Below are 12,924 nucleotides of genomic sequence, written 5' to 3'. Positions count from 1 at the left end.
ACTGCTCAGGGACCTCACCCAGCACCTGTTTGACGTTATCCGTGCTGGCGACACCCTTTACACGCTTGAAGACGGCGAGTTTTTCCTGATCCTGCCCTTCACACCGGAAGAAGGCGTACGCGTCATCGCCGAACGAATTCGGCGGACCATCGCGGAACAGAACTGGCCTCTGGCCGGAAAAGTGACTGTCAGCCTTGGCTGCACCACTCGCGCCAGTACCGACATCCGCACGGCGGACCTGCGAAAACGGGTTAGGCATGCATTGGAGGAAGCCCGTAAACGTGGTGCCGATTCGGTCTGGTACAGCCAGGGAGATGTTCGCCCATCATGATACCGGAGTGGCTACAGTCACTGACCGACTGGCTGGCAACCAACCCGGGCTGGCTGTCAGCGGCGCTGTTCCTCACAGCATTCCTCGAGTCCCTAGCCTTTGCGGGCATCCTGATCCCCGGGGTTGCCATCCTGTTCGCCGTGGCGGTGCTGGCTGGCCAGGTGGCCATACCGGTGGCCGAAGTCCTGCTGTGGGCCGGCGCCGGAGCCGTTGCTGGCGACGGCATCAGCTTCGCCCTCGGCAGACTGTTTCAGGGACGCCTGGACAGGCTTTGGCCACTGAATCGTTTCCCGGGATTTATCGGCAAAGGCGAGGCTTTCTTCCATCGTCACGGCGGTAAAAGCGTCGTTATCGGACGCTTTGTGGGCCCGATTCGACCAATCATTCCGCTCATCGCCGGCGCATTTCTGATGCCGTGGCGACGGTTCCTGGCCTTCAACCTGTCATCGGCAGTGGCCTGGGCACCAGTCTATGTATTGCCGGGGTATCTGGTTGGTAGCGCCCTGGCCAGCGAATTCGAACCACCCGCTCACTTTTACCCTGTGATCGCAATCAGTGCCGCAATACTGCTGGTGATTTACCTGTTGCTTTTCCGCTTCCAGTTAGGTCTTGGGCATGGCAGCCAGCTCTACCTGTGGTTGTCGCGCCTCACGGCCCGCTACGATTCGACCCACCGCTTCTGGCGCCTGTATACCAGCCAGCGACCCGCGCAGGCCGGCGAGTTCCCGCTACCCTCATTGTCGTTGGCACTGGGAGCCGGGGCTCTGTTTATGATTTGGGGCCAACTGGCCATCGCCACCCAACTGCTGGCGCCGTTTGATGAGCTGACCCTTCAGTGGTTTTCTCAGTTGCGGACCCCGCTTCTGGACCCGGTAATGATCCTGCTGACGCTTCTCGGGGACCCACCGGTACTGCTGGCAGCAGCGGCGTTGAGCGCTCTGGCCCTTTACTTTCGTGGTTACTACGCCGCCGCCATCCATGTGGCGGGAGCAGCACTGCTCACGACTGTGTTGGTCTGGGGCTTCAAATACCTGACCGCCATACCTCGGCCGGACGTTGTCTTCGGACCTCCGGATTCGGGCGCTTTCCCCAGCGGCCACGCCACCGGCGTCACCGTTCTTTCTACCCTGGCAGCAAGCTTTATCGCCAGGGAAAGTCGGAATATCAGACGCTGGCGCTACTACCTGCTTTTCAGTATTCCCATTATCCTTGGGGCGCTAAGCAGACTTTATCTGGGCGTTCACTGGTTTACCGATGTGGTGGCGGGGGTGTTTCTCGGGCTCTCGATCTGCGGGTTCGTAAGGGCCAGCTATAGCCGCTACGACAACGTCCCACTGGCAAGGGATGGAACGCTATTGATTGCGGGGTGGGGATGGCTCGCCTTCGTGGCCTGGTATGTAACGACACAATGGTCAAACGCGGTTGTGCTCTACAGTGTCACCGCTCCGTAGCAACCATTATTCAGCTTTCTTCCAGTGCTTCCAGCAACCCCAGCAGACGCTCCAGGCGCTCCAGGGGCGCCTGGAGCTCCACCAGCCGCTGCTTTTCCTGCTTGTCCAGCGGCAGTAATTCGGTCAACCGCCACCCCACATCCCTGGCGTCGTCGTAGTCTACGTCCATATCCAGTTCCCGGACGACCGGATGGCGAAACAACGCTTTCAACACCGAGGGGAGTTCCGCGAAACGCTCAGGAACAGGCGTTTGCTCCTCCGCCAGCAGGCATTCCACATCCCCGATATTCAGTCCGTCCGGCTGCTGCCAGGAACGTACCACCGTTACCTTATCCTTGCCTTCAACGGTAATACCCAGCAAACCGTTATCCATCTGCTGGAAATCAATAATGCGAACATAGGTGCCGATATCGTAGAAAGCCACCGACTTGCCCGTTTCCAGACCTTCCCGAAGCAGCACGACTACAAATCCCCGATCCTCCTTGAGGCAACGGGTGAGCATATCGATGTATCTGGGCTCGAACAGCTGCAGGGGAATCCGTCCACCGGGCAGCACTACAGAGTTCAGCGGGAAAAGGGGTACATTCATTGTTGGTATTGTCACCAGTAAACTAGCTCCGGAGGAATGACGACCCTGTCATATCCTCAATGAATTGAAAGCAGGCGATGGACTTCGTCCACCCTTGCACGGGCTTCCGTCAGTAGCTGCAGGCTTCGGGACGCGTTCAGCTCAAGCTCACCAAGACGGCGATAGGCAGGCACCTCGTCAAACGGTGGCAGAGACCCGTTCTGACTGGACCCAATCATCGCATGCAACTGGGCGACAATCACGATGTCCACCAGCTGGGGTGAGGATTCCCGGCACTCATACCCCCAGTCCTCCGCATGCCTTGTCGCCTCCAGAAAGCCATTAGGGAACGACCAGCTTTCCAGGATTGCGGTTCCCACATCGGCCCTGAGCTCGCCAATGGCATGCTCAAGATTGGCCTGATCGGCAAACAGATTGACGTGATGCTCCGCCTGCACCAGCACCGGCACGACTCCGATATCGTGCAACAGCCCTGCGAGCAACGCCTCTTCCGGGTTGATGGAGGTAGCACTATCCGCAAGCACCCAACACAGGGCGGCCATCTCACGGGAATGGCGCCAGAGTTTGTCCATTTCCTTTTGCAGCGATGCCTGTTTGGTTTTGAACACCTCGCGCATCGAAAACACCGTAACCAATTGGCGCGTGGTACGCATGCCCAACCGGATAACCGCCTCGCGAACGTTGCGAACATCACTGAATCCACGGTACAGGGGACTGTTGCAGGCTCGAACCAGTTTCGCAGCCATCGACGGGTCCGCCGAGATGGCACTGGCAACCTGATCCGCCGTGGAATCTTCCCGGTCTACGGTTCTGCGCACTTTCCAGGCCACATCCGGCACGCTTGGCAGGGTCAGTTGATTGGAGCGCAGCTCGGCATAAAACTCCATCAGCAGATGGTGCTCTTCGCTACCCTCGTCGCCAGCCCCGTCACCGGAATCCATTTCCACCTGGGGCACGGGTGCGGCCCGCAATAGCTGGTTGAGGATGTCCTGCTGAATAACCAGGAACTCGCTCGCCTTGATGGCGGTCACGTTGTACATCCGGGGTTGCAGCCGGGCAATGGGGTTAATGGCCTTGTCGGTATCGGCCTCGATGGTGGACTTGCGGCCGTCAATCGACTCCAGCTCTACACTGCCGTGGATCAGGAATATGTCCAGGCCATCCCGCACGCCGCGCTCTACCACTCGCTGGCCCGGGCCGTGGGTTCTTCTTTCCGCCCGACTTGCGAGCAAAACCAACTGGTCATCCGTCAACCGGTTCAAGGGTTGAAACTGCTTGAGACGACGCAGAGGCAGGCTTTCCTGGCCAGCCATAGGACTACTCCTCGATCAGTTATTCGTTCGTTCTGTTACACATTGTAAGCGCGGAATCCCAAAACAACCATGCGATCAAGGGGTAATCTGGTATCCTCTTGCGTTCCATTTTCCGACCCAGTTAAAGAAGAGAGACCAGACAACCATGCCCCAGTATCGTTCGCGGACATCTACCGCAGGCCGCAATATGGCTGGCGCACGTGCTCTTTGGCGCGCCACCGGCATGAAGAATGAAGACTTTGGCAAACCCATCATCGCCGTTGCCAATTCCTTTACTCAGTTCGTTCCCGGCCATGTACACCTCAAGGATCTGGGGCAGTTGGTCTGCCGGGAAATCGAGCAAGCCGGCGGCGTTGCCAAGGAATTCAACACCATTGCCGTGGACGACGGCATTGCGATGGGGCATGACGGGATGCTGTACTCCCTACCTTCCCGCGAGATCATCGCTGACTCCGTGGAATACATGGTCAACGCCCACTGCGCTGATGCCCTGGTCTGCATCTCTAACTGCGACAAGATCACCCCGGGCATGCTGATGGCCGCCATGCGCCTGAACATTCCCGCCATTTTCGTCTCCGGTGGCCCCATGGAAGCTGGCAAGACCAAACTCTCGGAGCACAAACTCGACCTGGTGGATGCCATGGTCATCGCTGCCGACCCGAATGCGGATGACGAAACCGTCGCAGAGTACGAACGCAGCGCCTGCCCCACCTGCGGCTCCTGTTCCGGCATGTTTACAGCCAACTCCATGAACTGCCTCACCGAAGCCATTGGCCTGGCTTTGCCCGGGAACGGCTCAATGCTCGCTACCCACTCGGACCGCGAAGCCCTGTTCCTGAAAGCCGGAAGACAGATTGTGGAGAATGCCCGCCGCTATTACGAGGATGACGACGCCAGCGTGCTGCCTCTGAGCATTGCCTCCATGGAAGCGTTCGAGAACGCCATGGTGATGGACATCGCCATGGGCGGCTCCACCAACACCATCCTGCATTTGCTGGCTGCGGCCCAGGAGGGCGGCGTGCCGTTCACCCTCAACGAAATTGACCTGTTGTCCCGCCGGGTACCCCAACTTTGCAAGGTGGCGCCGAATTCCCCCAAGTATCATATGGAGGACGTTCATCGCGCTGGCGGCATCATGGGCATCCTTGGCGAACTGGAACGGGGCGGACTGATCAACACCGACCTGCCAACCGTACACAGCAGAACCATGCGCGAGGCCCTGAAAACCTGGGACATCATGCAGGAGCCCACCCCTGAAGTGGTCGAATTCTACAAGGCCGGTCCTGCCGGCATTCCCACTCAGACCGCCTTCAGCCAAAGCACCCGCTGGCCCTCCCTTGATGGCGACCGCGAGGCAGGCTGTATTCGTTCCGTTGAAAATGCCTACTCATCTGAAGGCGGCCTGGCGGTTCTCTTCGGCAATATTGCCCTGGACGGCTGCGTGGTCAAGACGGCCGGCGTGGACGAAAGCATCTACGTCTTTGAAGGCAAGGCACGAGTATTCGAAAGCCAGGATACCGCGGTCGAAGGCATCCTCAACGACGAGGTCCAGCCTGGAGAGGTGGTCATTATTCGCTACGAAGGCCCTCAGGGCGGCCCCGGTATGCAGGAAATGCTCTATCCCACCAGTTACCTGAAGTCCAAGGGGCTGGGTAAAGAGTGTGCCCTGCTGACTGACGGCCGCTTCTCCGGTGGCACCTCAGGCCTTTCCATTGGCCATGCCTCCCCTGAAGCGGCTGCAGGTGGCGCCATTGGGTTGATCGAGAACGGTGACCTGATCCGTATCGACATTCCCAACCGGTCCATCAACGTGGAGATAGACCAGAACGAACTCGATCGGCGACGTGAGGAGCGGGATGAGAAAGGCTGGAAGCCCGAATTGTCGCGGCCGCGCAAAGTCTCGGCAGCGCTGAAGGCTTATGCGTTGCTGGCAACCAGCGCCGACAAGGGCGCGGTCAGAAACCTGGAAAAATTAGGCTAAACGCACGCGGGCCCGGGGTAGCGACTACCCCGGGCCCGAATTCAGGCAGGAAAAACGGTTATCAGGGCCTAGAAGAAGGACCAGCCACCGTCGTCATCTTCTTCTATATCATCCTCTTGCGCCTGCTCCGCCGACTTTTCTCTTTCCGGCTCGGCGGCCGCGCTGGAAGTGCCTGAATCCTGTGACGCTCCGGCGTTGCCGGACGACCCAGCCGCCGCGACCTGAACGTGAACCATACCCAGCGCTTTCTTGGTGGCGTCATCAAGTACACCAGAGGCGTTCAAACCCTGATCCTTTTGAAACGCGGTCAACGCCGAGCGAGTGGTGTCGTCCATTTGCGGACTGACATTGTTGATGTCATAACCCGCCGCATAAAGGGCATTCTTAAGCGCCACGGTATCGTTTGCTGACACAACGGGCGCCAACGCCAGAGCCATTGCCCCCACGAAGACAGCAGCCAATATACGGACGTGAGTGAATATCTGCCTAGCCATGATCTACTCCAGTTACCTGTCGTTTTTTATTGTGTTGCCAGTCCCTACAGGATGGACATTACGACGAAAGACTAACATATTCTAAGCACCGTCGGACCGGTCCGATTGTTGTGATTCTGTAGCGGGGACAGACACATTCACTGACGGGGCCTCATTCGATTCCCCAAACTCGCGTATGAAAATACCCCAGAACGCCATGAACAGAGCCGCGACCAATGGCCCCATCACAAATCCATTGATGCCGAACATCACTATCCCACCCAGGGTAGAGAGCAAAACGATGTAGTCTGGCAGTTTGGTATCCCGGCCAACGAAAACAGGCCGGAGCAGATTGTCCGCGAGCCCGATCACGACCACCCCGAACGCCGTTAGCACAATTGCCGACACCATCTCCCCTGTCGCGGCCAGGTAGAGAGCCGCAGGAACCCAGACCAACGCCGCGCCAACGGCGGGAAGCAGGGACACAATCGCCATCACCACCCCCCAGAGCAGCGCACCCTGAATACCCAGAAGCCAGAAAATACCGCCCCCAAGCGCGCCCTGGATAACGGCGATCAACAAGTTGCCCTTGACCGTGGCCCGCGTGACCTCTGCAAACTTGGCAAACAACAGACGCTCACGTTCGTCCCCCAGCGGCAGCGCACGAATCAACAGATCCACCAGTTTGCTGCCATCACGGAGAAGGAAAAACGCCAGGTAGATCATCAGCGCCAGCCCCAGAAAGAACTGAAACGTATTCTGCCCAAAACCGAGCGCCTGTTTCGCCAGAAACTGACTGCCCCCCACGAAGCCGCTGACCACGCGATCCCTCACCTCTGCGAAGTCCAAACCAAACTGGGCGAAAAACGACTCAATGGCCGGAAACGACTGGATAACCCTGTCGATGTAGTCGCCGGGGCGTAGTTGCCCTTCCTGGATTCGCTGATAGAGGGACAACCCCTCTGCCACCAGCGACGTCACCAACGCCAGCACCGGTATGACCACGATCACCATGCAGATCAGTAGCGTTAGCAGGGCAATGGTATTGGGACGGTCGCCCAACCGCCGGGCCAGGTACTCTCGAACCGGATGAAAGATCAGCGCAATGGCCACGGCCCAGAAAATAGGGCCAAAAAAAGGCTTCATCAGCAGAATGAACGCCAGGGAAACCCCAACCAGCATGGCCAGAAAGGTCCGTGTCTCGAGTTTTCCGTACATAGTGAAATTCCCTGAACCTGGGTGTCGTCGTCTCACAGTAGGTGGGCTGCGGATCTGAATGGGCCTAGACTACCACGCCATCGTGGCCAGTCTAGCGACTTTCAGGTTATAGTGGACGGTTATTGGTCATTCGTTAAACAGGTCGCGACATTGGATAACGAAGAGTTTGATATTGAAACGGCGCTGGATGCGGTCGCTGCTCTCAATCGTGTGCTGGCAGCCAGAACGCACCGCCGCAAAGTGATGGGCCAGGAAGTACTGATACCGGGCCAGTTGGGCGAAGCCCTGCAGTTGCCGCAGATCCTGCGGCGTTTGCAGAGTAAACAGGCACGCCAACGGGAGCAGGGACTGGAAGACTTTCAGGAGCTGTGGCCAACGCTGTCGCCTGCCACACGGGAAAAGGTCCTCGACAGAATCGGCTGGTACGACCCGAAATCCCTGGACTGGGAGGACAAACGCTCGAACCGTCGCCCGGTTGCCGACCCGGATCATTGAAACCGTCCTGATAATGAAGTCGTCCTGACAAATGAGCCCTTTCGGGCATTCTTTCGTAGTTCTTGCCCTATTTCTCGTTGAACTGACTTTGAATTGTCACAGTTCGCCCTTACGTTGGAGCTAATGGAGGTTTATTTATGCAACAAACAGAACATTACAACGCCATCGCTTCAGAGAGCAGTGCCGTACCCACTTTACTGTGCGGGCATTGTCGCTCCACCCTGTCCCGGAGCCGAATTTTCCGCAACGAAGAAATGCGGCCCCATAACGACCACTGTCAGACACTTGCCTTATGCTCGGCAGACGACTGTGGTGCTCTGAATTGCTGCGACGCAGCATTGGCGCGGCTTGACGACCCAGACGAACTCTTCAGCAAAGCATCCTGATTCAAACAGTCAACGCACTGTTACGTAAACCAAACACACAAAATTCCCATCTGATTTATCCTGATTCCTGAAGGCTGCAGTAACACCAGCCACGCAACCACTCAGTCAGGACAGTCGATGGCATGCGTATTCTGAGAACCGATGAAGCCCGCTTCGCAGGTCTTCCGGATTACCCTTTTTCCCCTCATTATCTGGACGTAGAGCCAGGCCTGAGAATGCACTATGTAGACGAAGGCCCGAGGGACGCATCGCCCGTGCTGATGCTGCACGGCGAGCCATCGTGGTCGTACCTTTATCGTCACATGATCCCACTGGTGGCAGAAGCGGGGCATCGGGTACTGGCTCCCGACCTGATCGGGTTCGGTAAATCCGATAAGCCAGCCAATGTAAGCGACTACAGTTACGAACGCCACATGGCGTGGCTGTCCGAGTGGCTTAAGGCTCAGGGCCTGAAGAACATCACTCTGGTCTGCCAGAACTGGGGGTCACTCCTGGGCCTGCGACTGGCGGCCGAACACCCTCAACTCTTCCGCCGGATCATTGTCGGCAACGGCATGCTGCCGACGGGGGACACCCCAGTGCCTGCCGTATTCACGCTGTGGAAAACCTTTGCCACCCACAGCCCGTGGTTTCCAGTCGGACGGATTGTTCAGCTTGGAACGGAAAGGGCCTTGAGCAAGGCCGAAATCGCAGCCTATGAAGCACCTTTCCCATCTGCAGAATTCAAGGCAGGTGCCCGTGCATTCCCGAAACTGGTCCCCGTTTCCGCCGAAGACCCCTCAAGCGATGCCAACAAGGCGGCCTGGCGCATTCTGGAAACCTGGAAAAAGCCGTTTATTACCTGCTTCAGTAGCGGCGACCCCATTACCCGGGGTGGAGACCGCTACATGCAACGCCGCATTCCCGGCGCCCATGGCCAGCCGCACATCACCTTACGCGGTGGCCACTTCCTGCAGGAAGACTCCCCGGACGACTTCGCCCGCATCATCATCGACGCCTGCAAGTCTGAAATGGCGGCCTGAAGCCGCCATGTCCTGATTGCTACCCGAACACCGTCACCGTCTGGCGGCTAGTCGCCATCAGCTCACCACGGCTTGTCCAGATACCGGCCTGAGTATGGCCGTACCCGGCACCGGCCTGATCAATGGTGGCGCGATACAGCAACCAGTCATCCGGCCCGATTTTTGGCCTCGGATGCATGATATCCAACGCCCAACTCAGGGAACTGGCTGGCGCCGGCGATTTCAGGTGTGGCAGCACGGCAGGCGGCCAGGCGTCAACGAGCGCCACAATATGAGCATCGGTAATGGCTTCTGGCGCCTCCCTGAACTGCATCCACCCGCCCATCTCGCGACCGCCGATACCGCTGAAAGGCATGCCTCCGAACGCCCAGCGCATTTCAATGTGCTGGGTAAACTCCGGGGTCACGCCCTTGATGTAGGGCAATGCCTGGCAATCCCCAACGGCCCTCGCCTCTGGAGCAACGAGTGGCTCAACCGCCACTGCCGACTCCCTATCGCCACCAAAGCTCGCCAGCGCCACCAGCTTCGGCTCTCCGCCCTGGACAATGCGCCCCATAACCTGGCTGACGGCCTTGCCTTCCCGCAGAATTTCAGCCTCGACTGTCGCTGGCTCATCCGGCGTTACCGGGCCCACAAAGGACACCTGCATTGAACGCATGGGGCGTCCCGGGGCTACCACCTGGGCCATCCGGTCAAATACCAGGGCGGCAATCAGGCCGCCAAAAGAAGCGCGCCCCTGAGCCCAGGTCGTCGGGATAGTAACGCTCCCACCGCTGGCGGTCTTTTCCATCAATTCGTCAAAATTCATCAGCCTGCCTCATTAGCATCCTATCCGAAACAACCGGGAGATTGCCGAAGTTCCCCCCGCAACGCAACCGTCATCGCCGGCAACTACCTACAGCACTAACAGCATTAGCCGTGTTAAAGACACAACAAACCAGTTATAATCCCCGCCATAACACGCATTGCATTGCAATGCCCTACCCTCCGAATTCTGAGTAAATTAATGTCTGAATTGTCTTTTGCCGACCTCGGCCTGGATCCCGCTGTCCTTGAAGCAGTTGCCGCCGTTGGCTATGAAAAGCCCTCTCCCATACAGGCCCAGACGATCCCTGCGCTGTTGGCTGGCAAACACTTACTGGGTGTTGCCCAAACGGGTACCGGTAAAACCGCCGCCTTTGCGCTGCCTTTGCTGAGCCGGATCGACGCGTCTGTTATGGAACCACAGATTCTGGTTCTGGCACCCACGCGGGAACTGGCCATCCAGGTGGCCGAGGCGTTTACCACCTATGCCAGCAAGTTCCGCAACTTTCATGTACTGCCTATCTATGGCGGCCAGGACTTTTTCCCTCAGATCAAGGGCCTGCGTCGCGGCGCCCAGGTGATTGTGGGCACCCCTGGCCGAATGCTGGATCACCTCCGCAAGGGCACACTGAAGCTGGACAGCCTCAAGGCGCTGGTACTGGACGAAGCCGACGAAATGCTGCGCATGGGTTTCATAGACGACGTGGAAGCGATCCTGGCAAAGACCCCGGACAACTGCCAACGCGCGTTGTTCTCGGCAACCATGCCGCCGCAGATCAAGAAGGTCGCCCAGACCTATTTGCGCGACGCCACGGAAGTGAAAATCGAGAGCGAGACCCGCACGGTTGAACGCATTTCGCAGTTTGTGCTGCCAGTGTATGCCGAACGCAAACTGGACGCATTGACCCGCATTCTGGAAGTGGAACCGCTCGACGCCGCCATTATTTTTGTGCGGACGAAAGCGGAAACCACGTTGCTGGCTGAAAAACTATCCGCACGCGGCCATGCCGTAGCGCCGCTGAACGGTGACCTGAACCAGCGCCAGCGTGAGCAGACAGTGGAAGACCTCAAGCGCGGCAAGAAAGACATCATCGTGGCAACCGATGTTGCGGCCCGCGGCCTTGATGTCCCCCGCATTACTCACGTAATCAACTACGACGTGCCTTACGACACCGAAGCCTACATTCACCGGGTTGGCCGCACCGGCCGTGCCGGTCGTGAAGGCAAGGCGATTCTGCTGGTCACGCCTCGTGAGCGTAGTTGGCTGCGCACGCTTGAGCGCGCCACCAATTCGCCGATGGAATCCTATGAACTGCCCTCGCCCAACGCTCTGAAGAAGATGCGCGAAGAGCAGTTTGAATCACAACTTCTGGGCTTTGCTGAAGATGGCAAGCTGGGCAAGGCGATGGCGTTGCTCGATGAAATTGCCGAACGCAACGACATGGACATTGCGATGGTTGCTGGTGCGCTGGCTTGCTATCTGGAGGCATCCCAGCCGGGCTCACTGCCCCTGGAACAGCCGGAAGCATTGCCGGTGGTTTCTGCCACCGCTCCGCCACGTCGTGACCGTAAAGGTGGCCGTCCGGGCGGTAAGCCAGGCGGGTTCAAGCCAGGATTCAAGAAGGGCCCCAAGGGCCGCGGTGGCCCAGGCCCGAAGGGCAAGCCTCCCGGCAAGGGTGGCAAGCCTTCTGGTAAACGCCCACCCCGTCAGGGCTGACCTGCTGACTTAGGCGCTCAAGGCTGACTTGGGCGCTGGTAGACGACGAAGCTGTAGTCGTAAGGGTTATTATCGGACGCGGAGAAATCCTCCCGTCCGAGCTCTTCCCACTCATCCCAGTTTACTTCCGGAAAGAAGGCGTCTCCCTCTACCTCGGCGTGCACCTGGGTGACGTAGATCCGATCCACCATCGGCAGCGCTTCGGCGTAGATCTGCCCACCGCCGATGATCATGACTTCATCTCCGCCTTCAATCTCGGCCTGTGCTTCGGCTTTGACCAATGCGTCTTCCAATGATTCTGCCGCAACCGTTCCGGCGGGTGCCTCCCATTCCGGATTCCGTGAAATCACCACGTTCATTCGCCCGGGCAAGGGTCTACCAATGGAATCCCAGGTTTTCCGGCCCATGATGATGGGTTTTCCCATGGTGGCTTGCTTGAAGTACCTGAGATCGCCCGGCAAGTACCACGGCAGCTTGTTGTTACGGCCGATGACCCGGTTGCGGGACATGGCTACTATTAGAGCTTTTCTCATTGTTTGTTTATCCTCTTGATTGGGAGCTCCGGATCCCGGGCCCTCGGGACTTGGGGGCTGCAATAGGGCGAGATAATCTGTCCAAAAAACGCCTCAAGGCATCCATGCGCGGCTTGGGCTCCGCCATCCATGGCTCCGCACATTTTTGGACAGATTATCCCGCCCTATTGCGATTCGGCCATACAGATGGTCGATCCACAATTACTTCAATGCAGAGCAGTAGCAAATCTCGAATCATCGCGAACACTCAACCTGACCAACCCTTTCAGATAATCGAACTCTGCTATTCGGTCGCAGGGCAGCGTGTGGGGACTTTCGAAAATGTGCGGAGCCATGGAAGGCGGAGCCCAAGCCGCACACGGACGTCTCGAGGCGTTTTTCGAAAGTCCCCACACGCTGTTCTGCAGGCACCAAAATAAAAGGGCCAGGCCCAGCTAGAGATCAAATAGCAATGGGTGCCTTAATCCCAGGATGCGGCTCATACCCGTCAAACTCGAAATCCTCCAGCTCGTACTCGAAGATCGATGAAGGCTTACGCTTGATCACCAGCTTTGGCAACGCCCGTGGCTCCCGCTTCAACTGCTCGAACACGATGTCGTCGGTCAGGTGGT

13 protein-coding genes are annotated in these 12,924 nt (G+C 58.2%); 6 read left to right on the top strand and 7 right to left on the bottom strand.

The genetic code is table 11. The features are described 5' to 3' along the window. Window positions 1–331: GGDEF domain-containing protein (locus AXW11_RS03005; protein ID WP_286791796.1), on the top strand; the 331-nt coding region annotated here is incomplete at its 5' end. Beyond that, window positions 328–1,782 (top strand): bifunctional DedA family/phosphatase PAP2 family protein, encoded by a 1,455-nt coding sequence (locus AXW11_RS03000; RefSeq protein WP_091644119.1) that lies wholly within the window; start codon window positions 328–330, stop codon window positions 1,780–1,782. The genes AXW11_RS03005 and AXW11_RS03000, both read left to right, overlap by 4 nt. 10 nt (window positions 1,783–1,792) lie before the next feature. On the opposite strand, the gene AXW11_RS02995 is transcribed toward AXW11_RS03000, so the two are convergent. Then, window positions 1,793–2,371, bottom strand: coding sequence for an LON peptidase substrate-binding domain-containing protein (locus tag AXW11_RS02995; protein WP_082040521.1), 579 nt, complete (start codon window positions 2,369–2,371; stop codon window positions 1,793–1,795). Window positions 2,372–2,427: 56 nt separating this feature from the next. Then, window positions 2,428–3,684, bottom strand: a complete 1,257-nt coding sequence (locus AXW11_RS02990; protein WP_036203812.1) for an HDOD domain-containing protein — start codon at window positions 3,682–3,684, stop codon at window positions 2,428–2,430. A gap of 145 nt (window positions 3,685–3,829) precedes the next feature. Between AXW11_RS02990 and ilvD the strand changes: the two genes are divergently transcribed. Continuing rightward, on the top strand, window positions 3,830–5,665 hold the full coding sequence (gene ilvD / locus AXW11_RS02985; protein ID WP_041333419.1) for a dihydroxy-acid dehydratase: 1,836 nt from the start codon (window positions 3,830–3,832) through the stop codon (window positions 5,663–5,665). Window positions 5,666–5,733: 68 nt separating this feature from the next. Here the strand turns inward: ilvD and AXW11_RS02980 are convergent, their stop codons facing one another. Then, complete coding sequence (locus AXW11_RS02980) at window positions 5,734–6,159, bottom strand: peptidoglycan-binding domain-containing protein (RefSeq protein WP_041333418.1); 426 nt, start codon at window positions 6,157–6,159, stop codon at window positions 5,734–5,736. Window positions 6,160–6,240: 81 nt separating this feature from the next. Further along, window positions 6,241–7,356 carry an AI-2E family transporter gene (locus tag AXW11_RS02975; RefSeq protein WP_041333416.1) on the bottom strand — a complete coding sequence of 372 codons (1,116 nt, stop codon included), beginning with the start codon at window positions 7,354–7,356 and terminating at the stop codon, window positions 6,241–6,243. Between the two features lie 150 nt (window positions 7,357–7,506). On the opposite strand from AXW11_RS02975, the gene AXW11_RS02970 reads away from it, so the two are divergent. Then, on the top strand, window positions 7,507–7,851 hold the full coding sequence (locus tag AXW11_RS02970) for a hypothetical protein (RefSeq protein ID WP_041333415.1): 345 nt from the start codon (window positions 7,507–7,509) through the stop codon (window positions 7,849–7,851). 508 nt (window positions 7,852–8,359) lie between these two features. Next, window positions 8,360–9,259 (top strand): haloalkane dehalogenase, encoded by a 900-nt coding sequence (locus tag AXW11_RS02965; protein WP_091644116.1) that lies wholly within the window; start codon window positions 8,360–8,362, stop codon window positions 9,257–9,259. Between the two features lie 19 nt (window positions 9,260–9,278). Here AXW11_RS02965 and AXW11_RS02960 read toward each other — a convergent pair whose 3' ends face one another. Continuing rightward, entirely contained in the window at window positions 9,279–10,067 is a 789-nt protein-coding gene (locus AXW11_RS02960) for an acyl-CoA thioesterase (protein ID WP_041333413.1), read from the bottom strand. Window positions 10,068–10,265: 198 nt separating this feature from the next. Here AXW11_RS02960 and AXW11_RS02955 point away from each other — a divergent pair, with 198 nt between their 5' ends. Beyond that, window positions 10,266–11,780, top strand: coding sequence for a DEAD/DEAH box helicase (locus AXW11_RS02955; RefSeq protein WP_036205678.1), 1,515 nt, complete (start codon window positions 10,266–10,268; stop codon window positions 11,778–11,780). A 17-nt stretch (window positions 11,781–11,797) separates the two neighbouring features. On the opposite strand, the gene AXW11_RS02950 is transcribed toward AXW11_RS02955, so the two are convergent. Both AXW11_RS02950 and AXW11_RS02945 read right to left on the bottom strand, forming a co-directional pair. Continuing rightward, a complete protein-coding gene (locus AXW11_RS02950) occupies window positions 11,798–12,313 on the bottom strand; it encodes a dihydrofolate reductase (RefSeq protein WP_036203793.1) in 516 nt (171 codons plus the stop codon). Window positions 12,314–12,754: 441 nt separating this feature from the next. Beyond that, on the bottom strand, window positions 12,755–12,924 hold a 170-nt coding region (locus tag AXW11_RS02945; protein ID WP_286791797.1), incomplete at its 5' end, for a thymidylate synthase.

The sequence above is a fragment of the Marinobacter sp. Hex_13 genome (assembly GCF_001566815.1).
GTDB lineage: Bacteria > Pseudomonadota > Gammaproteobacteria > Pseudomonadales > Oleiphilaceae > Marinobacter > Marinobacter salarius.
The sequence above is the reverse complement of the archived record's forward strand: the minus strand, read 5'-3'. Positions and strand labels throughout refer to the sequence as shown.

What these genes read in the sequence shown, in the direction of transcription:
- AXW11_RS03000 (WP_091644119.1), top strand. Translation starts at nt 328, where the DNA reads ATGATACCGGAGTGGCTACAGTCACTGACCGACTGGCTGGCAACCAAC.
- AXW11_RS02995 (WP_082040521.1), bottom strand. Translation starts at nt 2,371, where the DNA reads ATGAATGTACCCCTTTTCCCGCTGAACTCTGTAGTGCTGCCCGGTGGA.
- AXW11_RS02990 (WP_036203812.1), bottom strand. Translation starts at nt 3,684, where the DNA reads ATGGCTGGCCAGGAAAGCCTGCCTCTGCGTCGTCTCAAGCAGTTTCAA.
- ilvD (WP_041333419.1), top strand. Translation starts at nt 3,830, where the DNA reads ATGCCCCAGTATCGTTCGCGGACATCTACCGCAGGCCGCAATATGGCT.
- AXW11_RS02980 (WP_041333418.1), bottom strand. Translation starts at nt 6,159, where the DNA reads ATGGCTAGGCAGATATTCACTCACGTCCGTATATTGGCTGCTGTCTTC.
- AXW11_RS02975 (WP_041333416.1), bottom strand. Translation starts at nt 7,356, where the DNA reads ATGTACGGAAAACTCGAGACACGGACCTTTCTGGCCATGCTGGTTGGG.
- AXW11_RS02965 (WP_091644116.1), top strand. Translation starts at nt 8,360, where the DNA reads ATGCGTATTCTGAGAACCGATGAAGCCCGCTTCGCAGGTCTTCCGGAT.
- AXW11_RS02960 (WP_041333413.1), bottom strand. Translation starts at nt 10,067, where the DNA reads ATGAATTTTGACGAATTGATGGAAAAGACCGCCAGCGGTGGGAGCGTT.
- AXW11_RS02955 (WP_036205678.1), top strand. Translation starts at nt 10,266, where the DNA reads ATGTCTGAATTGTCTTTTGCCGACCTCGGCCTGGATCCCGCTGTCCTT.
- AXW11_RS02950 (WP_036203793.1), bottom strand. Translation starts at nt 12,313, where the DNA reads ATGAGAAAAGCTCTAATAGTAGCCATGTCCCGCAACCGGGTCATCGGC.